The organism is Flavobacterium sp. FlaQc-47 (assembly GCF_044006475.1).
In the GTDB taxonomy this organism is placed as follows: domain Bacteria; phylum Bacteroidota; class Bacteroidia; order Flavobacteriales; family Flavobacteriaceae; genus Flavobacterium.
The window spans coordinates 28,645-50,858 of record NZ_JBIPCQ010000007.1 but is presented as its reverse complement, the minus strand read 5'-3'; the positions used below and the strand labels follow the sequence as shown (position 1 = coordinate 50,858).

Annotated in this window: 18 protein-coding genes; 3 read left to right on the top strand and 15 right to left on the bottom strand. The window is 34.1% G+C overall.

The features are described from left to right. Positions 1-3: 3 nt before the first annotated feature. The 5 genes from ACHRVX_RS19770 to ACHRVX_RS19750 all read right to left on the bottom strand — a co-directional run bounded on the left by ACHRVX_RS19770 (position 4) and on the right by ACHRVX_RS19750 (position 8,122). Positions 4-825: a ParA family protein gene (locus tag ACHRVX_RS19770; protein ID WP_395335401.1), complete on the bottom strand. Its 822-nt coding sequence runs from the start codon at positions 823-825 to the stop codon at positions 4-6. 272 nt (positions 826-1,097) lie between these two features. After that, entirely contained in the window at positions 1,098-1,367 is a 270-nt protein-coding gene (locus ACHRVX_RS19765) for a hypothetical protein (protein ID WP_395335399.1), read from the bottom strand. 876 nt (positions 1,368-2,243) lie between these two features. Continuing rightward, positions 2,244-3,332: an efflux RND transporter periplasmic adaptor subunit gene (locus tag ACHRVX_RS19760; protein ID WP_395335397.1), complete on the bottom strand. Its 1,089-nt coding sequence runs from the start codon at positions 3,330-3,332 to the stop codon at positions 2,244-2,246. A gap of 112 nt (positions 3,333-3,444) precedes the next feature. Continuing rightward, positions 3,445-6,726: an efflux RND transporter permease subunit gene (locus ACHRVX_RS19755; protein WP_395335395.1), complete on the bottom strand. Its 3,282-nt coding sequence runs from the start codon at positions 6,724-6,726 to the stop codon at positions 3,445-3,447. Between the two features lie 10 nt (positions 6,727-6,736). Then, positions 6,737-8,122 carry a TolC family protein gene (locus ACHRVX_RS19750; RefSeq protein ID WP_395335393.1) on the bottom strand — a complete coding sequence of 462 codons (1,386 nt, stop codon included), beginning with the start codon at positions 8,120-8,122 and terminating at the stop codon, positions 6,737-6,739. 164 nt (positions 8,123-8,286) lie between these two features. On the opposite strand from ACHRVX_RS19750, the gene ACHRVX_RS19745 reads away from it, so the two are divergent. Further along, positions 8,287-9,327, top strand: a complete 1,041-nt coding sequence (locus ACHRVX_RS19745; protein ID WP_395335391.1) for a sensor histidine kinase — start codon at positions 8,287-8,289, stop codon at positions 9,325-9,327. Continuing rightward, positions 9,324-10,022: a LytR/AlgR family response regulator transcription factor gene (locus tag ACHRVX_RS19740; protein WP_395335389.1), complete on the top strand. Its 699-nt coding sequence runs from the start codon at positions 9,324-9,326 to the stop codon at positions 10,020-10,022. Before ACHRVX_RS19745 ends, ACHRVX_RS19740 begins: the two co-directional genes overlap by 4 nt. A 108-nt stretch (positions 10,023-10,130) precedes the next feature. On the opposite strand, the gene ACHRVX_RS19735 is transcribed toward ACHRVX_RS19740, so the two are convergent. Further along, a complete protein-coding gene (locus ACHRVX_RS19735; protein WP_395335387.1) occupies positions 10,131-10,847 on the bottom strand; it encodes a DUF4386 domain-containing protein in 717 nt (238 codons plus the stop codon). A gap of 133 nt (positions 10,848-10,980) precedes the next feature. Here ACHRVX_RS19735 and ACHRVX_RS19730 point away from each other — a divergent pair, with 133 nt between their 5' ends. Next, the gene (locus tag ACHRVX_RS19730; protein ID WP_395335385.1) at positions 10,981-11,448 is read left to right on the top strand and encodes a hypothetical protein; all 468 of its coding nucleotides are present in this window, start codon (positions 10,981-10,983) and stop codon (positions 11,446-11,448) included. Between the two features lie 167 nt (positions 11,449-11,615). On the opposite strand, the gene ACHRVX_RS19725 is transcribed toward ACHRVX_RS19730, so the two are convergent. From ACHRVX_RS19725 to ACHRVX_RS19685, 9 genes are all read right to left on the bottom strand, one after another. Continuing rightward, positions 11,616-12,380: an SDR family oxidoreductase gene (locus tag ACHRVX_RS19725; protein WP_395335383.1), complete on the bottom strand. Its 765-nt coding sequence runs from the start codon at positions 12,378-12,380 to the stop codon at positions 11,616-11,618. Between the two features lie 260 nt (positions 12,381-12,640). Further along, positions 12,641-13,366, bottom strand: a complete 726-nt coding sequence (locus ACHRVX_RS19720; RefSeq protein WP_395335381.1) for an SDR family oxidoreductase — start codon at positions 13,364-13,366, stop codon at positions 12,641-12,643. Between the two features lie 314 nt (positions 13,367-13,680). Then, positions 13,681-14,604, bottom strand: coding sequence for a helix-turn-helix domain-containing protein (locus ACHRVX_RS19715; RefSeq protein ID WP_395335378.1), 924 nt, complete (start codon positions 14,602-14,604; stop codon positions 13,681-13,683). A 233-nt stretch (positions 14,605-14,837) separates the two neighbouring features. Then, positions 14,838-15,401, bottom strand: a complete 564-nt coding sequence (locus tag ACHRVX_RS19710) for a 2'-5' RNA ligase family protein (protein ID WP_395335375.1) — start codon at positions 15,399-15,401, stop codon at positions 14,838-14,840. Positions 15,402-15,528: 127 nt separating this feature from the next. Next, positions 15,529-16,899 (bottom strand): alginate export family protein, encoded by a 1,371-nt coding sequence (locus tag ACHRVX_RS19705; protein ID WP_395335373.1) that lies wholly within the window; start codon positions 16,897-16,899, stop codon positions 15,529-15,531. A gap of 3 nt (positions 16,900-16,902) precedes the next feature. Continuing rightward, complete coding sequence (locus ACHRVX_RS19700) at positions 16,903-18,687, bottom strand: amidohydrolase (protein WP_395335371.1); 1,785 nt, start codon at positions 18,685-18,687, stop codon at positions 16,903-16,905. 143 nt (positions 18,688-18,830) lie between these two features. Then, entirely contained in the window at positions 18,831-19,520 is a 690-nt protein-coding gene (locus ACHRVX_RS19695; RefSeq protein ID WP_395335368.1) for a hydrolase, read from the bottom strand. 224 nt (positions 19,521-19,744) lie between these two features. Beyond that, on the bottom strand, positions 19,745-20,059 hold the full coding sequence (locus ACHRVX_RS19690) for a hypothetical protein (RefSeq protein WP_395335365.1): 315 nt from the start codon (positions 20,057-20,059) through the stop codon (positions 19,745-19,747). A gap of 1,059 nt (positions 20,060-21,118) precedes the next feature. After that, the gene (locus ACHRVX_RS19685; protein ID WP_395335363.1) at positions 21,119-22,147 is read right to left on the bottom strand and encodes a helix-turn-helix domain-containing protein; all 1,029 of its coding nucleotides are present in this window, start codon (positions 22,145-22,147) and stop codon (positions 21,119-21,121) included. Positions 22,148-22,214 lie beyond the last annotated feature (67 nt).

Genomic DNA, 22,214 nt, shown 5'->3' with positions numbered 1-22,214 from the left:
TTTTTAATCTTCTAATAAAAGTAATAGTTCATTAACTAAATTCATGTATGAATTTACTCCGTCGGTGCCAGGATTAACAATGTAGGCTGGTTTGTTTCGAGTTGCAGCTTCACTAATTTTAACGGTTTCAGGAATGACAGTTTGAAAAGTTTCTATTTTCAATTCTTCACATGTTCGCCTCACACTATCCATTCTTTCAATATGGTTATTTGTCGTTCGTTTTACTTTTGTAAAAACTACACCTAAAATTTCAACATTACAGTTAGGTAATCGTTTTTTTAACTGTTCTATTCTATTGACTAGTAAAGGTAAGCCAATCGAAGGGAAAAATTCTGGTACTACGGGTACAATTATGTAGTTACTGACAATTAATGCATTTTGAGGTGCTAAAGTTAGGTTTGGAGGACAATCTATGAGAATAAAATCATATTTTTTAGCACATTTTTTTAATTGATTTTGTAGAATAATTTCTCTTCCTGCTTGACCACTCAAATCAAGATCTAAAAATGTTAGTTCAATATGTGAAGGTATAAGATCAAGTCCTTCAATGTTGCAAACATTTTCTACAATTGCATTATTAATGTCATATTCTTTATCACGTGATGAAAATCCTTTATTCATGCCTAAAACATCAGCGATTGTAGCATTATCTTTAATTTTCTCCCATTCTTTAATGCCCATAAGGGAAAATGTTGCATTAGTTTGAGGATCCATGTCTATAATAAGTACTGATTTTTTATGCTCTTTAACTAAGATCGTTGCTACTTCTACTACGGTTGTTGTTTTACCAACTCCGCCTTTCATATTAATAAATGATATTACCATATTGTGTTTTTTTTCTGAACTGATTATTTACTTTGTTATATTTTATTAATAGTAATTATCTTGAATAGTGATTTCTTTTTGTAAATATTTTTGTCAAAAATATAACTTTACCATTTTAAACAACCACGTACTTTTACCTGTTTATTGTAGAAATACAAAATCCCTAGCAATAATAAGGAAAATCCTTTTTATTTTTTTTGTAATAAAAAAGATTGGAATAATAGCAGGAAATAGCTATTAAAGGAAATCTTTAAAAATTCTTTGCAAAAAATTTACATCCCTACAAATTCTGTAGCTTTAACTGTAACCGCTTTTTCGAGTGTAACCTGTAAATTTCTACAAACGGATTTTAAATTACTCATAGCTTGATCAGATGATTTTGTTGGATGCCAAAATGTTGTGTTTGGTAAAAGATACTTTTTTGGATCATTTTCAATTTTGAAATAGTCATAATAACCTAAGTTTTCCAAAGCTGCTTTAACTGATGAATGTAACTTATTAATATCATAAGATATAAATACATTCCCTACGGTTGTTCCCATAATTATATTATTTAAATTTTTCGGAAAAGTAAACCGGTTTTATGATTGTTTTTTACGGATTTCCATAATCGTATTTTTTTATTTTTTTTCACAATAAAAAAGATTGGAATGATAGCAGGAAATAGCTCCAAAAAAACTTCAATAACATACATTTTAAAACATCCCAGAGTTTTTTTGAATTGCCTCCAGCTTTAGCTGGAGGTCATAATTAAGCAAAGAAAATCGGCTTTAGCCAAAAATGCACATTTGGCTAAAGCCTTAATAAGGACAATCTTTAAATCTCCAGCTGAAGCTGGAGGCAATTCAACTTCAGGGAATTTTATAAAAAATATAACCAGAAACCCTGTCATTTCGAGGAACGAGAAATCCTCGAAACTAACTCCGCATGCAAAATCGCCAATCTTTGTCGAGTTACTTGCGAAGATTTCTCCTGCGTCGAAATGACAATATTGGGGTTACTTTGCGATTCAAGGGATTAATCCCGAAGCATCGGCACCTTGCTACAAAATAAATCATTCCTTTGGAATTTTATAAAGAGTTCCGGAGGAACGGATCATATTGTAGGGATGGATTTTAATCCATCATTCGCATAGTGATTCACAAATCTTTGTCGAGCTTCTAGTGAGATTCCTCGTTCCTCGGAATGACAAAAAGGAGAATACTTTGCGAGATTAATTCACAAGCATAAAATTAAAACTCAGCGAATCTCCACGTTATTTTGTGAATCTCTGCGAAACTAAAAATAAAAAAAGGACGACACTATATCAAGTATCGTCCTTTCAGGTAAATTTAATTCACATTCTAAAATTAGATTTTAAAATGCCGCATTAAGCGTACAGTTTTTGGTAATCACTAAAAATGAAGACTAAACGCAGGTTATTCGTTTATGATATCGCCTTCCTTAGTTTCTTCGCTGGCAATTTTTACCAGTTTATCTTTCAGGTTTAAATCTCCGAAGATTTCAATTTTATCGTCGATTTCCCTACCTTTTTTCACGGTAACTCTGGTTGCTTTTTTATTAACTACTTTAATTACATACAATCCTTCGGCAGAACTTACCAATGCCGATTTTGGAATTACAAAAGTGCTGTCTTTCGCGTTAAGCGGTAACAAAACTTCGGCAACCATTCCGGGTAATAAATTGTTTTTAGTATTGTGAACGTCCATTTCGACACGTTCAGAACGCAATTTTAGATCTAAAGCGCCGGACATTCTGGTAATTGTTGCTTTAAAATTTTCCGGTAATGATTTTACGTTAAAAGTCATTTCATCGCCATTGTGTAAATATCCGGTGTACAATTCAGGAACCGAAACCGCCAGACGCAATTTATCTTGTTGCTGGATGGTTAATAAAGGCAAATCAGACCCTTTTCCTGCCGGACCTACAAATGTTCCTAAATTGACGTTTCTTGCTGCTACCACTCCGTCAAAAGGAGCACGAATTTCTAGATAACCTCTCATAATCGACACTTCTTTGTGGGCTGCAACTGCGGCTTGATATTGTGCGTAATCAGAGTTTTTCTTTCCGTTTGCCATTTCCAGATCATTTTTAGAAATTGTTCCTTCGACTTTGCTTGTTTCATACAAACGGTTGTAGGTACTTTTTGTAGTAGCATAAATCGCTTCCATTGATTTCAGTCTTGATTCGGCAGCAGCCAGTTGAGAACTGATTTCCGGTGCTTCAAGAACAATCAAAAGTTGTCCTTTTTTTACTTTTGTACCAATATCTACTTTTAGCAATTTTACAAAACTGCTTACTTTAGCGTATAAATCTACTTGTTGAAAACCGGTTAATTCAGCCGGTAAACGCAATTCTGTCGTTAGTTTTTCTTTTTCTAAAGAAATAGTTTCGGTTTTAGGTTCAATTTCTGCAACAGGAGCTTCTTCTTTCTTAGAATTACAGCTGTTCAGGAAAAATAGTGCTGCAAAAATCAGCGCGCTCGATTGTAATATTTTAGTCTTCATTTTATGATTTTATATGATAGAATATTATGTAATGTCTTATTGAATAAATCAGCAAAAGGATAAAAGTATAAAAAAGTATTTTCACCACGTGGGACTTTTAGCTTTATGACTTTCAAACTTTAGACTTATTTAATGATGAGATATAATGGATGCTTTCTTCGTCTTCAGGATCTAAAGAAACAGATTGTGTTGTTGTTTTTTCTTGTGCCCATGCAAAAATTAACGGCAAGATAAGCAATACTGCAAAAGTGGAGAATAATAATCCGCCAATTACGGCTCTACCTAACGGAGAAACCTGATCGCCACCTTCGCCATGACCAATTGCCATAGGTAACATTCCCGCAATCATCGCCACAGATGTCATGATAATAGGACGAAGACGCAACGACGCAGCTTCACGAGCAGATTCTAGGGCGTTTCCGTTCTTTTTACGCAATTGTTCCGCATTTGTAACCAATAAAACGGCATTTGCGATCGAAACCCCAACCGACATAATGATTCCCATATACGATTGTAAATTTAGCGTAGAACCTGTAATGGTAAGCATTAATAATGCACCTAAAACTACGGCAGGAACTGTGGTTAAAATTACTAACGATACTTTGAAGGATTGAAAATTAGCGGCTAACATTAAGAAGATTACAAATATGGCAACCAATAATCCTACTTGTAAACTGCTTAATGTTTCGACCAATACCTTACTCATTCCGATTGGACTGATGAATAACCCCCTAGGTAATTCTCCCAACGAAATGATTGTTGCATCGACATCTTTTACTGCCGTACCTAAATCAGTCTGGCTAATGTTTGCTGTAACGGTAATGTATGGCATAGCCCCTAAATTGTCATTTTCACCACTTACAAATCCGGGTGTAATTTTAGCAACGTCACTTAAAACCGGACGAAGCGAATTTTTTAATACTGGAATTTCTCCAATATCGGTTTTGCTTTTCATTTGATTCAGCGGCACCTGAACCTGAACGTTGTATGATAATCCTGCTCTTTCATCGACCCAGGTGTTTTTCTCTGTGTATCGTGATGATGAAGTCGATGCAACTAATGATCGTGATATATCGTTCATGTCAACGCCTAACTCAGCTGCACGCGTTCTGTCGATATCAATATTCATTGCCGGATAATGAATAGGCTGACCAATTTGAACATCTCTGAAATAAGAGAATTTCTTTAGTTTCTCAACAATTTGATTCGCATATAATTCATTTCGTTTTTTATCTTTTCCGGCAATTCGAACTTCAATTGGAGTAGGAGAACCTTGGCTCAAAACCTTATCTGTAAGTTCAATAGGTTCAAAAGAAACTTTTACATCCGGAAGTACTTTTTTAAGTCGGGCTCTAAGGTCGTCCTTAAACTCATCCATATCAACATGATATTCCTTTAAACTTACCTGAAATACGGCTTCATGCGAACCTGCCATGAACAAATAAATAGGGTTAATCGAGAATAACGACGGGTGTTGCCCCACATATACAGATGAAATCCCGATGTGTTCTTTCCCAACCATTTTTTGCAATTCTTTCAAAACAATGATTGCTTTTTCTTCAGTACGTTCAAGACGGGTTCCGTCCGGAGCGCGCATTCTTAATTGAAACTGACTTGAATTTACTTTCGGGAAAACATCTTTACCAATGAAATTAAGAAAGAGAACTGCCAAAAGCGTGATCCCAACCAAATATATCAAAGCAGTTGCTCTTTTATAAGGAAATAATCGATCTAAAGTTCTCATAAAACGGATTTTGAAACGCTCAAAAGCACCAATTTTTCCGTTATTATTTGTATCTTCTTTTTGAACGTATCCTTTTTTCTGAGTGATAAGGTCTCTTTCAGATTCCGGCGTTATGCCGCTATCGTTAAACTCAGCTTCATCATCTGTAATAGTAGTATCGTGATCGTGTTTAGGATGTGCTTTCATCAGCCAGTTCGCCATTACTGGAACGAAAGTCTGAGATAATAAAAACGAAATGACCATTGAAAAACCAATTGCCAATGCTAAAGGCAAAAACAACGCTCCCGGAATACCAACCATTGTAAATGCGGGAGCAAAAACCGCCAGAATACAAAGCAAAATCAATAATTTAGGCAATGCAATTTCCTGACAGGCATCCCAAATTGCGAGTGCCTTTGGTTTTCCCATATCAAGATGCTGGTGAATATTTTCGATCGTTACCGTACTTTCATCTACTAGAATTCCAATTGCAAGCGCTAATCCGCTTAATGACATTAAGTTGATCGTTTGCCCGAATAATTTTAAGAATAAAACTCCTGAAATAATCGAAATAGGAATCGTTAAGATTACGATCAAAGCCGCACGTTTGTCTCCAAGGAAAAGCAATACCATTAATCCGGTTAAAACTGCTCCGATAATTCCTTCGGTAATTAAACTTTTTACGGAGTTAATTACATAAACTGACTGGTCAAATTCATAGGATAATTTTACATCTTCGGGTAATGTACTTTGTATTTTAGGAAGCTCAGCTTTTAATTTCTGAACCACATCCCAGGTCGAAGCATCTCCGGCTTTTGCAATACTAATATAAACCGAACGTTTTCCGTTTACCAATGCATAACCCGCCGTAATATCTGCACCATCTTTTAGGGTTGCCACATCGCCTAAGGTTAAGTTTTGAACGCTTCCTTTAAACAACGGGATTTTCTCGAAATCCTTAACTTCCTTAATCGTATTATTTGTTGGCGTAATATAATTTTTATCGCCAATTCTAACATTTCCTGATGGAGCCGTTTGATTGTTGATACGAATCGCTTCAACAACCTGATCGGGCGTCATACTATGTGAACGCAATAAATCAGGATCAACGTTAACCTCAATAGTTCTTGGGCTTCCGCCAAAGGGTGCCGGAGATAATAAACCCGGAATCGAAGTAAACGAAGCACGAACGTAAACGTTGGCTAAATCCTGTAATTCATTATTTGATCTGATTTTACTGCTCAGAACCAATTGACCAATGGGCAATGACGAAGCATCAAAACGAATAATAAACGGCGGTTGCGTTCCCGGAGGAAAAGCCGCCTGAATTCTGTTCGAAAGTGAACTTAATTCGGCAGCAGCCTGCGCCATATTTGTGTTTTCATAATAGGTTAATTTCATGATCATTAACCCCTGGATATTCTTGGTTTCTACCGATTTTACACCATTGGCAAACGGTAAAATGTTGACATAAGTCTTAGCAAAATAAGCTTCCATCTGGTCTGGAGTGTAACCTCCAAAAGGATGCGCAATATAGATAACCGGCAAGTTCATTTTTGGCAGGATATCTACCTTAATGTCCTGGATGGCACCAATTCCGAAGAAAAATAGACCCGCAACCAATACTAATATGGAGATGGGTTTGCGGAGTGCAAAACGTATTAAATTCATTAGGATCTAATTAAAATTCATTTATAAATAAGTCAAAATTGCCGGTTGCGGCTACTTTAAGCAAAAACGATTGCCAAACATTATTGTTCACGATATCGCGGTCGATTTCGGCACGATTCAGCGTGTATAAAGTTTGGGTAATATCGGTTAAATCGGTTAAGCCGTTTTTGTATAAAGTCGATTTTTGCAAGTAAGCTCGTTTTGCTGCATCAACCTGAATTGGTGCTTCGGCAAAATTGTCAATCGTGATTTGTATTTTGTCGTCGGCTAGTTTCAATTGCGACTTTAATTCTCTGTCCGCCTGATTGTATTCTTCCTGTAGACCTTGCGAAACATACTTTTGAGCGCTTACTTGTTTGCTCATTCTAAAAGGAGTAGTCAAATTCCAGCTAATTCCAATTCCGATTAAATAATTGGTACGATCCGGATTTACGCCATCCCAATAATTTCGGCTAAAAGCAGTCTGATCTGTAATATAATCAGAATTAAAACCGGAAGCACGCGTTTGCAAAACACCAAAGGCGCTCATTGTTGGGTAATAAAAACGTTTGTATAATTTAGTTTGCTGATTGCTGTAATCAATTCTCGTTTTATAAAATTGAAGTAAAGGATGCAAACTGTCAGAAGTTGCGGTTCCTCTTAAAATTTCTTTCGGGATCTCATTTACAAATAAAGTATCTGTAACGAAATCCTGTTGCGCAACGCCCATCAAATCAACTAATTTGTTGTTTTGTTCCTTCACAAAATTCTTAGCAAGATTCAAAGAGATTTTAGCTTTAGAAACTTCGGCTGTAGCCAATGTAGAATCGACTCCGGCTAATAATCCGTTTTTAACACGTGCAACGGCTGTTTTCTTAAAAACTTCGGCACGGCTTAAGTTCTTTTGCTGCGAAATCAATAATCTTTGGCTTGCCAGTAAATTCAGATATGCAGCAGAAATTTTGATTTCCTGTTGGAATTCTTCCTGTTTTAAATCTTTCTCTTTTGCCTGAACATCAATTTTCGCCAAATTGATTTTTTCCTTAATTTTTCCGAAAGTAAAAAAATCCCAGTTCATGTTGACTAAATACAAAGCCCCAAAAGCCGAATTCCAGTTTTGATCCGGTAATGCAGGTCCGGAAGAAGCAGTTCCTAAACCGTTAAAACCATACAAGGCACCATTTTGTCCGTTGATGGTTCCGTAATCTTGTTGTGCCGATAAATTTAGATTGGGCAAATAGTCACGCTTCGATTGTTTAAGGGTCTCGCGTGACGCATTGGTGTAATTGCTTTTTGCTTTGATGGAACCGTAGTTTTCTAAACCTGTTTTTATGGCTTCTTTTAAAGACAAGGTTTGCGCATAACTACCACAGGCAAAAATCAAGAAAATTAGTAAAGTAATTTTTCTGAAGTACATAAAATTAGTGGTATGAAATTATCTAACAAAATTATTTGTCTTCCGCTGATATTTGTCATCTTAAATGATGTACTGCGATAATAAATGACCAATTGAATTCGTCATTTTTTAAAAATATAAATAAAATTTTTGTTCGTACTTTGTAAACTATTTAAATTTTAAAAATGAATAAAAAATTCGATAACATATTGGATAACAAATGGTGGCAGGAAATTGCCGTTGTTATCTTTTCATTTACGATTTATACGTTAAAAAATGACTGGATGTTATTTAGTTCTTTTACTTCCATTTTAATGGGCGTGTTTTTCTACTTTATTTTATACATGCACGCTCAATTCAACCGTTTCTTTCTTTTGCCCATATTATTCAAAACACAACGTCCGTTAACTTACATATTTTTAACGCTTTTTGGCGTATTTGTCTTTTCTGTGATTTTATACGAGATTACAATGCTCGATATGTTCAGTAATTGCAGATTGTATCAAAACTCACATCAAAGGAGTTATATGTACCAATTAGCGAGTGTTTTAGGAACTTTGGTTTGTATTTTGAGTCCAATAATTGTATTTAAATTCTACAGGATTCATAGAAAACAAACCGATGAAACTTTGCTGTTTAACGAGATGCAATTGAATTCCTTAAAAGGGCAATTGAATCCTCATTTTTTGTTCAACACCTTTAATACGCTTTACGGCATTAGCCTTGAATTTCCGGACAGAACACCGGATTTGATTATGAAGGTTTCGCAATTAATGCGTTATCAGCTTGAAAGTAATAACAAAAAATGTGTTTCTCTTGAAGATGAACTGGAATTTATAAACAGTTATGTTCAGCTTGAAAAAGAAAGAGTAGGATATCGCTGCGAAATAACATACGATTCTAAAATCGATAATGAAAATGCGTATAAAGTATCGCCGATGCTGCTAATTGCTTTTATCGAAAATGCCTTTAAACACGGAACCTGCGCCATTGAAAAATGTTTTGTGAGAATCATTATTACCGTTGAAAACGGATTGTTGCATTTGCACGTTGTAAACTCAATACCAACGAAAAAAACAGATGTAATTTCGACTAAAATCGGGTTGAAAAATACAATCGAACGTTTGAATTTAATTTACGGAAAAGACTATAAATTGAATATTCAGGACGATAAGAATACTTATATCGTAGATTTGAAATTGCAATTGAAAAAGTTTGTAGAATGAGAGAACCTAAAAAATGCATAATTGTAGATGATGAACCGGCGGCGCATTATGTTCTGGCGAATTATATCAAACAAAATCCGCAATTAGAGTTGGTTTTTCAAGGTTATAATGGGATCGAAGCAATGGATTATCTTCGGGAAAATCCTGTTGATTTAATGTTTTTGGATATCAATATGCCGGAAATTTCAGGAATGGAATTGTTAAAGATTATCCCAACGCATCCTAAAACGATTTTAACAACGGCTTATTCTGAATATGCTCTTGAAAGTTATGATTATGGCGTGATAGATTATCTCTTAAAACCTATTTATTTCCCCAGGTTTTTAAAAGCAATTGATCGTTTTTTTGCTGCCGAAACTGCAAAAGTAAAAACAGAAGAAGCAATAGTAAACTCCGTTAGTGTCAAAGTCGATGGTTATTTTATGGATATTGAATTGGATCAGCTTTTATTTGCGCAGAGTTTTGGTAATTATGTGAAATTGCACACCATAAAAAGAACCTACTTGGCCTCGATTACAACAAGTGAATTTGAGAAATGCTTACCTGAGAAAAATTTCATGCGTATTCATAAATCATACATTGTAGCGCTGGATAAAATAGAAACAACAGACAAGGATTTTGTTATAATCAAAAATGAAAAATTACCGGTCGGGATCACTTATAAAAGAGAATTATCCGACCGGATAAAAAAATAAAACTCGAAATAAGATTGCTTACTAATTCAAATTATTTCAAACTAAAGCCTGCAATGCTATTTTATTGCAGGTTTTTTTAGATTTAGGTGAGTTTTATTTTGGGTAAAATTATATAAATTTTTGTTTCCACAAAGGAATATTTACTCCTTTGAAAATCAGCCATAAACTAAGCGATAATTCTGCAATTACACAGGGTAAGAGTAAGGTAATACTTGAAAATTGAGGTGCCAGAATCAGTGCGAAGCTATTAGTGAGGTAACATATTCCTGCAAGTGCCATCAAAACTCCAATTGCCTTAGGGAAATAACCTGATTTAAAAATCAGATATCCTTCGATCAGACATACAAAACCGAAGAAAATTAATCCAACTCCAAAACCAAAATCGTGTAGTTTAATTGATAAATAAGATAAAGTATGCAGCTGATCCGGCGTAAAAGATTTTAGATATTCAGCATCTCCAAGGAAAAATAACGCTGCTAAAAGATTTAATTTATTGGCCACTAAAACCGCAGTTTGTATCAAATTGAAGGACAAATTTAATAAGGCAAGTTTCCTGCTTACAGGTTTTAAAAGGTAATACAGAATAATCATTACAGGAAGGTCGCAAATTTGCATAATCAGATCTGCTGTGATTCCAATTTTCCATAAAAATTCTGAATGTATGATGTTGTTTGCAGTTGCGTTTGCATCTCCGGAAACAAATAATTTATTCCTGACAAAAGTTTCAGCAAAGAAGCCGGCAATTATAATAACGAGATATAATATTCCTGCAATACGCGCATGAAATTGTGGGGAAGTTTCAAATTTTTTAAGGTTGAATTTCATATTTTTTTAGGTTTGGTTAAATCTAAGACGACTAATATAAAATAATGTTACTTCTATTTTAACATTTTTTTATAATTTGATATGTTGTTTAAAATAAAGTAGTACTTTTAATACGTTCTTTAAAATTTGAATTATGAAAAATCTTTTATTTAGTATTGCTTTTTTATACAGTAGTTTTTTGATGGCACAGATTATGCCGACAGGAGTAATAACGCCGCATGAAAAAGTTGTTTATACTTTTCAAAAAGAATATCCCGGAAAAGTACCTGAATGGACGATTAAATATGTTGGTGATGATGATGATGAAATTCGGTATGAAGCAAAATTCAAAACGAATCCAACTAGTGAAGCTTTAGCGGTTTACGATAATCTGGGAGTTTTAAAAGCATTTGAATCTCAGATTCCGTTAAGTAAACTTCCGCCAAAAGCGCAGGCTTACTTAAAGAAAAATTATCCTGCAAAAGCAATCAAAGAAATTGCTGTTGTAGTTGATGATAAAAATAAAACAACTTATGAAGTAGGAATACAAAAAGACTCGAAATTTTATGATCTTGTGTTCGATAAAAATGGCGGTTTTGATGTTATCATCCAAAAAGATTAAACAAGAATACTTACTAAATTCAATATATTTCAAACGAAAAACCCGATAGATTCAAAATCTATCGGGTTTTGTTTTTAGGATATTAATTATTATGAGCAAACCCGACAGGTTTAAAACCTGTCAGATTTTACTTTGCGATTAATCAACAATCAATAATTACCAATTAATTAAAGCATCATTCCACCGGAAACTTCGATGCGTTGTGCATTTACCCAACGCGCTTCTTCGGTACATAAAAACGCAACAACTCCGCCAATATCATCAGGTAAACCCACTCTTCCTAGAGCGGTTACTGAGGCAATTTGTTGGTTCATTTGCTCATTATCACGAACAACTCCACCACCAAAATCAGTTTCTATCGCTCCGGGAGCCACTACATTCACTCTGATTTTTCTTGTTCCTAATTCTTTTGCCTGATATTTAGTCAACGTTTCAATTGCGCCTTTCATAGCGGCATAAGCGGCATAACCAGGAAATGAAAAACGAGCCAAACCTGTAGAAATATTCACAATTCCGCCACCGTCATTCATTATGTTTAACCCTTTTTGAGTTAAGAAAAACGGACCTTTAAACTGAATATTAGTCAATTGATCAAATTCAGCTTCAGTTGTTCCAACGAATGAATTGTGAATACCAATTCCTGCATTATTCACTAAAAAGTCCAATTTATCAGATTGAAAAGTACTTTTTAAAACTTCTGAAACATTGCTGAAAAACCCATCAAAAGTTCCTGATTCAGCCACATTCAATTGGAGAGAAGCTGCTTTTTGTCCTAAAGCTTCAATCTCTTTTACAACAGCTTCCGCCTCGTCTTTTTTACTGTTGTAAGTAATGATAACGTCGATTCCTTTTTTTGCAATTGCGATTGCCATATTTTTTCCTAAACCTCTGCTACCACCTGTAACCAGAGCTATTTTTGTATTTACTGCCATTTTTATAGAGTTAAAAATTAAAAATTAAGAATTAAAAATTAAAATTTGCTGATCTGCCTCCCGATAGCTATCGGGACTTCGTGAAAAATATTTAAACACATAGTAATATAAATTATGTTTAGTGTTAATTAAAAATCGAGAATTAAAAAATTAAAATCTTAGTAATCCGCTAGATCTGCGTGAAAAAAAATAATTTTTAATTCTCAATTTTTAATTTTATTCTATGTTTCTATGTGTTTAAAAATTATGCGTAACAATAATTAATTACCATGTAATACCTCGAATGAAGCTTTCAATTCTGGCACGCTTGCGTTTAATCTGGTTTCACTGGTTCCAAAAGTAAGTTCGTCTTTTCCGTTCTTTAATTGTTCGAAAATAGATACGATAAAATCACTTACGCTTGGATGTGCGTCATGTAAGCCAACACCGCCAAGATCTGTATTTAAGGCAGGTGGAATAATCTCGATTACTTCAATATTTTTTTCTTTTAAAATATGACGAAGTGAAATTGTAAACGAACGGAAAAATGCTTTTGTAGCTGAATAAACCGGAATTTTTGCGAAAGGCGAAAATGCCAATCCGGAAGTGACATTCATTACGGTTGTCAATGATTTTAACTGAATAAAAAGCGAAGTTAAATGTAACGGAGCTTCAATATTTGTTGCAAGTTCAGTTTTAGCACTTTCAAAAAAGTCAGCATCTGTAGGAGAAACCCATTTCTGAATTCCTGCATTATTCACTAAAACATTCAAGTCGCTGTGATTTTCTGCAATCCATTCGTAAAGTGCTACGCGTTCAGCTTCTATCGCTAAATCGCAAACTTTAGTAATTACAGTTGGAAATTTTGCTTTCACTTCATTTAAAACAGACTCACGTCTTCCGCAGATAATTACGGTGTTGTTTTCCTGAATAAATCTTTCGGTTAAGCCAAGCCCAATGCCGCTTGCGCCACCTGTTATAAGAATTTTGTTGTTTGATAAGTTCATCTTTTTCGATCTTTTAAATTGATAGGACAAAGGTAGGAGCGAAGTAAGGCTTGGGAATTGTAAATATCAAATCGATGTTTGCGAAATTCAAATCAGGAAGGTTTTAAATTACAATTTTTTAAATTCCAAATTCTAATTCTCATTTTATGTCTTACTGGGCGAAGTTGAGGGATTTGCTAAGTTTACAGGCGTATAATTGAACGCGGATGACGCTGATTCGCTTTGCGAAGACACGGATTATCGCGGATTTTTTAAGAACTAATCTATATAATGTAAATTCCAATTTTCAAAATCTAAAATCTACAATCTACAATCTACAATCTAAAAGCTAATGGCGTATACGACGTTTGTTTTTTAAAGAAGTTTGAGAAATGTGCTAATTCTTCAAAACCCAGTGAAAATGCGATTTCAGAGATGTTCCAATCCGTTTGTTTCAAAAGGATTTTGGCTTCATTCGTTAATCTGTTTGTGATTAATTCGGTGGTGGTTTTTCCCGTGTTTTCTTTTAAAACTTTATTTAAATGATTGACGTGAACGGATAATCGTTCAGCAAAATCTTTGGCTGTTCTAAGTTCTAACCTTTGATTTGGAGATTCAATTGGGAATTGTCTTTCCAGTAATTCGGCAAATAACGATGAAACTCTCGCAGCCGAATTATGCTTTGAATATAAAGCGGTTATAGGTTGTAATTTTTGTCCAAAGTGAATTAATTCGGCAACATAATTTCTGATTAAATCATATTTATAGATATAATCTGAATTGATTTCTTTTTGTATTTTATTGAAAATCAATTCTACTTCGGTAACTTCTTCATCTTTAAGCTGAAAAATAGGATATCCGTCTGAACCAAAAATAGGAAGTTCGTCCAGGTCGATTCCGCTTTTATTTTTCGATAAAAATTCACTTGTAAAAACACAAAATTGTCCGGATTGATTCGTGTCTTGAGGAAGATAATTGTATGGAATTTTTGGCGTAGCAAATAAAAGTCCCTGTTTGTCAATTTCGATTATTTTATCAGCGTATTCGGCGCGGTTTTTTCCTTTAATCAAACTAATTTTATAGTAAGCACGTCGGTCATATGGCATTCCGGGCTTTTCTTTCAGTCTTTCGTAAAGTTCCTTAATATCGAAAACATTAAAATGACCAATTTCTTTTTTTATGTCATTGGGTAATAATGAACTTGGTTCTACAGATGAACCTTCGGTAATATCCTGATAAAATGAATCTAGTGATTTCATAAGAGTGAATTGTAAAATTCAAATATACGAAAAAAACTATTTTTGGTTTCAGATTCTTTGTTTTGGGTAGATTTAACCGCAAGGTACGCAAGGTTTTTTACACAAGGTTCGCAAAGCTGCTTTATTTAATCTCGCAAAGACACCAAGTCGCAAAGTTTATTTCCTTTGTGACTTGGTGTCTTTGCGAGAAATTACTAGCGCCCTTTGCGTAAAAAACCTTGCGTACCTTGCGGTTAAAAAAGGCTCCCCTGAATTAATTCCGGCTGAGGATTACTGCCAAAAGGGAAAGTTTCTAAGATAAAATATTGTCTTTTAATTGGATCAAATTCTCTTAATATAATGGCATCACATAAAAACTCCATATTAATGGTAGTGAATAAATCACGGGCAATTTGGATGTTTTCAGGCTCTAGATTTCGTCCTATTGAAATATGAGGATCGTCGCTTCTGTCTTTACTGGCAATCAGAAGTGCTTCCTGAATTTTTTTCATGATAGGTTTTAAGTCTGCTTTAGAATTTTCACTTGGGGATATAAAGAAAGCCCGACTTTCCCCATAAGCGTCAAAATGATCTAAATGAATTTGAACAGGAGTTAAAGTGTCAGCGATTTTAAAAATTTTTTGTCTGTACTTAGCAAGTTGATTTTCATCTGCTTTAAATCCACCAATTGTAATATGCGCCACAGAATTGCAGCTGCCGTACCATCCAATTCTATTGAATAATTCTAATTTTTGTTTTTTGATAACCTCAATTCCATCTTCTGAAGGATGAAAAACAACAGAATATTTCTTTTCCATTTTTACATCTGGTTTTACACAAATTTAAAATTTAAATTGTATCATCAAAACCATAAAAATAATCTTTCCGCATAGAATGGATTAAATCCATCCCTACAAAATGCATCGAATCTATGATTCTTTATAATTAGAACTTAAATTGAGCGGTTAGTGCAGAATAAAAATAATCTTTTCCGGTTCCAACTTCTTTTAGGAATGAACCTGCATTAAACCACGCGCCTTCTACTGAAAAGGTTAAAAAGTTGCTGACCGTATAATCAAAATTGGCGATTAACTGGGTTCCTATAAAACGTTCCGTCGCGTCTTTTCCCGAATACAAAAGCTGCATGTTTGGGGCATATAAACCATCATTTATTGAGGCTCTCCAAAAAACATCATAATCAATCCCGAAACCTAATTTTTCAGTTAAATCGAATGCAATTGAAGGATGAATATCTATTAAGTTGGAAGGACCAATTAAACCCACTAATCCAAAATAGGCGCCACGAGGATATAACGGATTAAAGGTTTCCATATGATTGTCTCCGGCATGTTTATCTCCTGAAATATATTCGGATTTAAAGCCAATTTCAGGTTTGAATTTTACGTTTTCGAATGTGTAACTTACATTTGATGAAATCGTCCAGGCTGAAATCGTTTTTTCTTCCATCTTTCCGAATTGATACAATCCTTCAAAATCATATTTCCAGTTTCCTTTCGATTTCCAGATTCTTGTTCCAAAAGAATGTCTTGATTCTTCACCGATTGCGTCATCAAAAGCAGCTTTCTTTTTCCATAAACCTAAATAATAGAGATCGATATTTTGGATAAGTGGTACTTTATGAATTACAGTATAACTTCCCCAGAATTTGGCATTTTCATTAAAATCATCATTAAATACACCCATTTGATTGGCAATAGGATGAGTGTAAAAAACATCTGTCTGCCATGTTTTTTCGCTGTAAAAAGCTTTGATTCCGTCAAAAGATAATCTGCTGTTGGGGCGTTCGCGAACACTTATCAAACGTTGTGATCCGTATGACATTTCCTGTCTTCCTGCGCGAATTGTAAGTTGCTGATTTTCATTTTTAATAATTTCCGCATCAACAAATACCTGATGAAAATCTAATTGGTTTTGATCCACCGGACTTGGATCTAATTTACTGGTAGCAAAACTGCTTTGTAATGCTACAAAAGTCCTGAAAATCCCCAAATGAATATCGGCATGAAGTAAAAAACGAGAAAGTAAATAACCATCGGCTCCGTTTGAATCGTCGCCCCATTTGTCATCTATGGTATTCATATATTGCAATCTGGCTTCGCCGCCAATAGAGGCGAAGTAGTTGCTGTTTTTACTTAACGGTATATATTTGATTTTCTCGTACAGGTTTTTAGTCGAATCTGTTTTTAAATACGTAACATCATCGTCATATCGTAATCTTTGGAATACTGGTTTTTGTTGGGCATTGGTGATTGAAATAAATCCAAAAAGCAACAACAATCTGAATAAGGTTTTCATAATTTAGTTTTTTTGATAACCTCCAAAATAGTTTACAGGACTCCAATCCGGAATTGCTTTTGGGGCTGGTTGGGCAAATGTTCTAAAATCATCATCTGCATACACTACTTTTCCGTTTACAACAGTAAGTTTCGATTCGATGTTTAAGATTTTTTCTTCGGGAATGTTAAAGTAATCATCAGAAAGTATGGCAAAATCTGCCAGATTGTTTGCTGTTAAAGTTCCGCGGTCTTTTTCTAAGTTAATTAATTGTGCACTTCCGTAAGTAAATAATTTTAAAGCAGCTGTTCTGTCCTGAATATTTTCGTCAAGCATATATTTAGTTCCGCCTAATGTTTTTCCGGTTGTTAACCAATATAAACCTACCCACGGATTATAGCTGGCAACACGGGTTCCATCGGTCCCCATTCCGACTTTGATTCCCATTTCGAGTATCTTTTTTAGCGGAACCGTGTTTGCAGCAGCTGTTTTTCCGTATCTTTTTATAAAACTTTCTCCCTGATATGCCATTCTGTGCTGAATTGCCAAACCTCCATTTAAAGCTTTAATTCGTTTTAAATTTTCTACCGAAACTGTTTCTCCGTGATCAAAAAACCATAAAAGTCCGTTTAGCGGCGTTTCCTTATTGACATCTTCAATAACATTCAAAAATCTGGTAATGCTTTCGTTATAAGTGGCATGAATTCTAAACGGCCATCTTTTTTTGACTAATAATGCTATGACTTCTTTTAATTGTCCTTCCATTGCGGGGCTTAATTCCGGTCTTGGTTTGTCAAAGTTCTCGAAATCTCCTGCGCTCATTACCAGATTTTCTCCGGCACCTTGTGCATGATATTCTACTTTGTTATCATCATGATCGTCACAACCTTCGCCAATTTCTACCGTACTGACCCATTTAGTATAATCATTAAGTTCGCTTCCTGCTTTTTGTGCAAATAAATAATAGGGCATTCTAATGGTTAAATCGCTGTCTTTGCATAAATCGTTTGTTACACCATAATCATCCGGAAAGTTTTGAAATCCTCCTCCGGCATCAATAATTGCGGTAACACCAAGACGATTCATTTCGGTCATAAATTGTTTTGTTGAGTTTACTTTTTCTTCAGATGATAATTCCGGAAGTTTAGAAAGTGTTGAATATAAAATAAAGGCATTTGGTTCCGCAACTAATAAACCGGTTGGGTTTCCGCTGGCATCTTTTTCTACAAGTCCTCCATTTGGGTTTGGCGTGTTGGCATCGATTTTTAAAGCTGCAATTCCGGCTTTATTTAAATAGGCGTGACCGTATAAATGAAGTACAAATGCCGGAACATCGCCTGTAGCTTCATTGATTTCTTCTAAAGTGGGCAATCTTTTTTCTTCAAACTGATACGCATTCCAACCACCTACAACACGAACCCATTGTCCCTTTGGTGTTCTTTGTGCCTGTTCTTTCAGCATTGCCAAAGCTTTTTTTAGGGAACGAACGCCATCCCATCGCAATTCGGTATTAAAGAATCTTCCGCCACGGATAATGTGCATGTGTGAATCGAATATTCCCGGAATAATTACTTTTCCTTTGGCGTCAATTACTGTTGTTTTTTTGTTTTTTAATTTTAAAATCTCACTGTTTTTTCCGGTTTTCAGAATTTTTCCATCGGCAACAGCCATTGCTTCCACAATTGTATTTTTATCGTCTAATGTGTGAATTACGGCATGATGAATGATAAGTGTGGCACTTTTGCCTTGAGCGAAAATAGGAAGGGAGAGCATTAAAAGTAATACCGGTAACAGGATTTTTAGTTTCATGATTTTGGGTAGATTTAATTAAAAATTGAGAATTAAAAATCTGCTGCCTGAGCGTAATAAAGCGAAGAGGCAATTTGCGTGAAAAAATAAACACGTAGAAGTATTTTTAATTTTTAATTCTCAATTTTTAATTGATAAATTAATTAATGTTTCAACATTTCGTGAGCATATTGAACTCCAATACCATAAGCTCCGCCATATTTTTTAACTAAATCTGTAACGGCTACATAAGTTCCCTGACGTGCCCAGTCACGTTGTAATTCTAATAAATATTGTAGTGAAGTAATTGGGTGAGCGCCTGCCTGAACCATACGTGTAATGGCCATTTCGTGAGCTTCTTTAGATACATCTGCACTTGCATCTGTAATTACATAAACATCATAACCTTCGCTAATAGCTGATAATGTTGGCCCTACGATACATACGCTTGTCCATAAACCTCCAAAAACTAATTTCTTTTTACCTTTTTCTGTAATTGCTTTGTGAGCAGGAACATCTTCCCAGGTATTCATTGAAGTACGATCGATATAATTGGAAGTTTTTTGAGGATAGAATTCTTCTATTTCACGAAAAACCGGTCCGCTAAATGATTTTTCGGCAACTGTTGTTACAATTGTTGGTACTTTGAAGATTTTTGATGCTCCGGCAACCAAAGCTGTATTGTTACGAAGCTGATCAATTGGTGTGCTTCCTACTGCAAATGCCATTTGGCTTTCATAATCAATAAGGACTAAAGTATGGTTGGTAGGATCTAATAATCCCGGACTTGGTTTTTGGGCAAAGCCAATAAAAGTTACGAATAATAATGCTGCTGTTAAGTTTAATTTTTTCATGATTATTAAATTTGTTGTGAATAAAAGGGTTTTTTAAATATTTATTTTGATATTCAATCTATTGCATTCAAAATGAGTACCTTGTTGCTAAGGCGTTGATTTTAAAAGGTTTTTCCGAAAAGGCAATAAGGGTTCTAACGATATATCGTCAATTTATCATTGGATATTCGTGAGATGAAATGTTTTATAAGACTTAATGGATTTTTAAAAGGGGAGAATCTGGCCTAATTTTTTCCTTTTAAATATAACCTGTGTTCTATTTCTGATTTTAATAATCCGCTTCCTCCGCCAAAGTGTTCGATGACTTCAACGTCGGGTTGGTTTTTTAAACAGAAAGAGGTAAACTCTTTTTCGACATGATCTTCGATTCCGGAACTCAACAGAACAATGTCGATTTTGTGATTTTGAAAATATTGCTGAGCTTCATTTTCATCGTTGAAACCAACTGCGTTCCAGTTTTCGTAAGCATTAACTAGTCTTAATAAAATAGTTAAGATTGCTTCGTTTTTTCCGAGTATTAAGAATTCAAATGTTTTCATTTTTTTTAGGTTCTAAGTTTCTAAGCTGCTGAGTTTCTAAGTTTTCTTTTTTTAGATATAATCTCATTTTTGGCAGAACTTGTAATTTGTTTTACAAAGATATTTGTTAAATCATTGTTTTGAACTTAACCTAGAATAAGAAAGGTTCTAAGTTTCTAAGTTTTTCTCTTTAGATTTAAATTTTCAGCTTTGACAGAACTTGTAATTTGTTTTACAAATGTATTTTTTAAATCATTGTTTAAACTTAACCTAGAATAAGAAAGTAAGTTACTAAGATTTTTAGTGGCTAAGTTGCTAAGTTTTCTTTTTAGATTCAATTTTCAATTTTTGACAGAACTTGTAATTTGTCAGGCAAATGTATGATAGTAATTCAACGTGTTTGCTTAATCTAGGACAAGAAGTTTTTTTATAAATTAAAGATTTCTTAAACTTCGGGAATACCTGTAAAAAACGTAATAATTAAAAACTTTGCAACTTAGTGCCTTTATAAAAATCCATAAGTTGATTAAATACAATAAATTAAAGTAGAATGAGTGTAAATAATTAAAAAAATGTTGTGGCAATGAGGAAAGCCGTAATGTTTTCTCTAAAGTAGGGTGTAGTTTTGTGTTGTAGAAATCGATATAGATGATGGTATTTGCCTTTTGATCATCATTTTTTGATTTCTATTAAAATTACTGTTTTTGGAGAAACAATTTTTTTTACAATGAAAATTTGACATTTTCACTTTAGTGGATAATTTGTAAAGTTTGCAAGACATACAATTAGTCTGATTTTTTTAGGGTTTTTAGATTCGGTTATTTATTTGACTGATTCTAAAAGCCCTTTTTTATTTAATGGATATTAGTGGTTTTTACCGCAAAGCTCGCAAAGATTTTTATAGTATTGTGCTTACGAACACAAAGTTCACAAAGCTTTGTTTTGATCTGGCTTTGTGAACTCTGTGTTTATATTCATCCTTCTTGGGGAAAAAACTTTGGGTGCTCTGTGGTAATTTTTTTCTCCACAGGTTTTGGCATTGATCTTTTATATATCTATTTTTTTAAATGAATTAAATGCTTAGCTAAATAATAAAAGTCCGGTAATCCAAACCTGAATAATATCCCAATTGATTTTAAATTTTTGAGGTGAAAAACCATAGAAACTTTTAAAAGCTGCCGAAAAATGTGATATGTCTTTATAACCACATTTATATGCTGCTTCACTTACTGTTATGGCTTTATTTTGAAATAATTCTTTTGCATGTTCCATTCTGAGTTTGATAATATAGCTTTTTACCGTTGTACCGAAACAAGCTTTGAACCCCTTTTTTAATTTAAATTCATTAAGTGAAATCAGCCTTGAAAGTTCCGCTAATGTTGGAGCATGAACAAAATCTTTGTCGAGAATTTGTTTTGCTTCCTGTAATTTAGTGTAATCTTCCTGATCTATTTGTTCCTTTGCCGGAAGGCTGCTAATGGTTTCAAGCTGATGGATTAATAACTCTTTGATTTTTGCTTCGAGATACATTTTTTTTAACGCTCCTTTTCGATTACAATTCTTAATTTCGTGCAATACCCATTGAATTGCCGGCGTAAACGGAAGATATTTGGATGTTAAATAACTCGGTTTTTTTAGCAGGATATTATTGGAGAATTTTTTGTGGAGTTCCCAATCTTCATTAATAATTTTATAATAAAACGCTTTTGAAAGTATAATCGAAAAATAATTAAGATGTTCAAATGCCGGAATTTTAAAGGTTGCCTTAAAATTGTTGGTGTAGAAAATATTGTGTGTATTTTCTTTTGAATATTTTTCGGTTTCAAGCTGATCGATCTGGGTTTCAACGTTATTGCAACAAATAAAATTCATAACAACAGATTCTTCATCAATTTCAAATTCAATGGTTTGGGGAGTTGAAAAGTGCATTTGAGTATCTAATAAAACCATTCCTTCGGTAATTAAATGGTGGCTTTTAATTTCTTCAATATCATCATTATTTATTTTCACATTTTCTTCCGTCAGATGATTTTTCGGGTAATGCGTATCGCCAATTTCAATTTTAATAATTGAGCTTTCGTGTCCTAAAATTTTCGATTTAATTTTCAAAATATAATCCGTTTTTACAAAATAATAATCCGTTTTTCCCTATCTTTTTTGGAGTTGTTGATGGTAC

Coding starts and splice junctions, on each gene's coding strand:
- ACHRVX_RS19770 (WP_395335401.1), bottom strand. CDS start 825: ATGGTAATATCATTTATTAATATGAAAGGCGGAGTTGGTAAAACAACA.
- ACHRVX_RS19765 (WP_395335399.1), bottom strand. CDS start 1,367: ATGGGAACAACCGTAGGGAATGTATTTATATCTTATGATATTAATAAG.
- ACHRVX_RS19760 (WP_395335397.1), bottom strand. CDS start 3,332: ATGAAGACTAAAATATTACAATCGAGCGCGCTGATTTTTGCAGCACTA.
- ACHRVX_RS19755 (WP_395335395.1), bottom strand. CDS start 6,726: ATGAATTTAATACGTTTTGCACTCCGCAAACCCATCTCCATATTAGTA.
- ACHRVX_RS19750 (WP_395335393.1), bottom strand. CDS start 8,122: ATGTACTTCAGAAAAATTACTTTACTAATTTTCTTGATTTTTGCCTGT.
- ACHRVX_RS19745 (WP_395335391.1), top strand. CDS start 8,287: ATGAATAAAAAATTCGATAACATATTGGATAACAAATGGTGGCAGGAA.
- ACHRVX_RS19740 (WP_395335389.1), top strand. CDS start 9,324: ATGAGAGAACCTAAAAAATGCATAATTGTAGATGATGAACCGGCGGCG.
- ACHRVX_RS19735 (WP_395335387.1), bottom strand. CDS start 10,847: ATGAAATTCAACCTTAAAAAATTTGAAACTTCCCCACAATTTCATGCG.
- ACHRVX_RS19730 (WP_395335385.1), top strand. CDS start 10,981: ATGAAAAATCTTTTATTTAGTATTGCTTTTTTATACAGTAGTTTTTTG.
- ACHRVX_RS19725 (WP_395335383.1), bottom strand. CDS start 12,380: ATGGCAGTAAATACAAAAATAGCTCTGGTTACAGGTGGTAGCAGAGGT.
- ACHRVX_RS19720 (WP_395335381.1), bottom strand. CDS start 13,366: ATGAACTTATCAAACAACAAAATTCTTATAACAGGTGGCGCAAGCGGC.
- ACHRVX_RS19715 (WP_395335378.1), bottom strand. CDS start 14,604: ATGAAATCACTAGATTCATTTTATCAGGATATTACCGAAGGTTCATCT.
- ACHRVX_RS19710 (WP_395335375.1), bottom strand. CDS start 15,401: ATGGAAAAGAAATATTCTGTTGTTTTTCATCCTTCAGAAGATGGAATT.
- ACHRVX_RS19705 (WP_395335373.1), bottom strand. CDS start 16,899: ATGAAAACCTTATTCAGATTGTTGTTGCTTTTTGGATTTATTTCAATC.
- ACHRVX_RS19700 (WP_395335371.1), bottom strand. CDS start 18,687: ATGAAACTAAAAATCCTGTTACCGGTATTACTTTTAATGCTCTCCCTT.
- ACHRVX_RS19695 (WP_395335368.1), bottom strand. CDS start 19,520: ATGAAAAAATTAAACTTAACAGCAGCATTATTATTCGTAACTTTTATT.
- ACHRVX_RS19690 (WP_395335365.1), bottom strand. CDS start 20,059: ATGAAAACATTTGAATTCTTAATACTCGGAAAAAACGAAGCAATCTTA.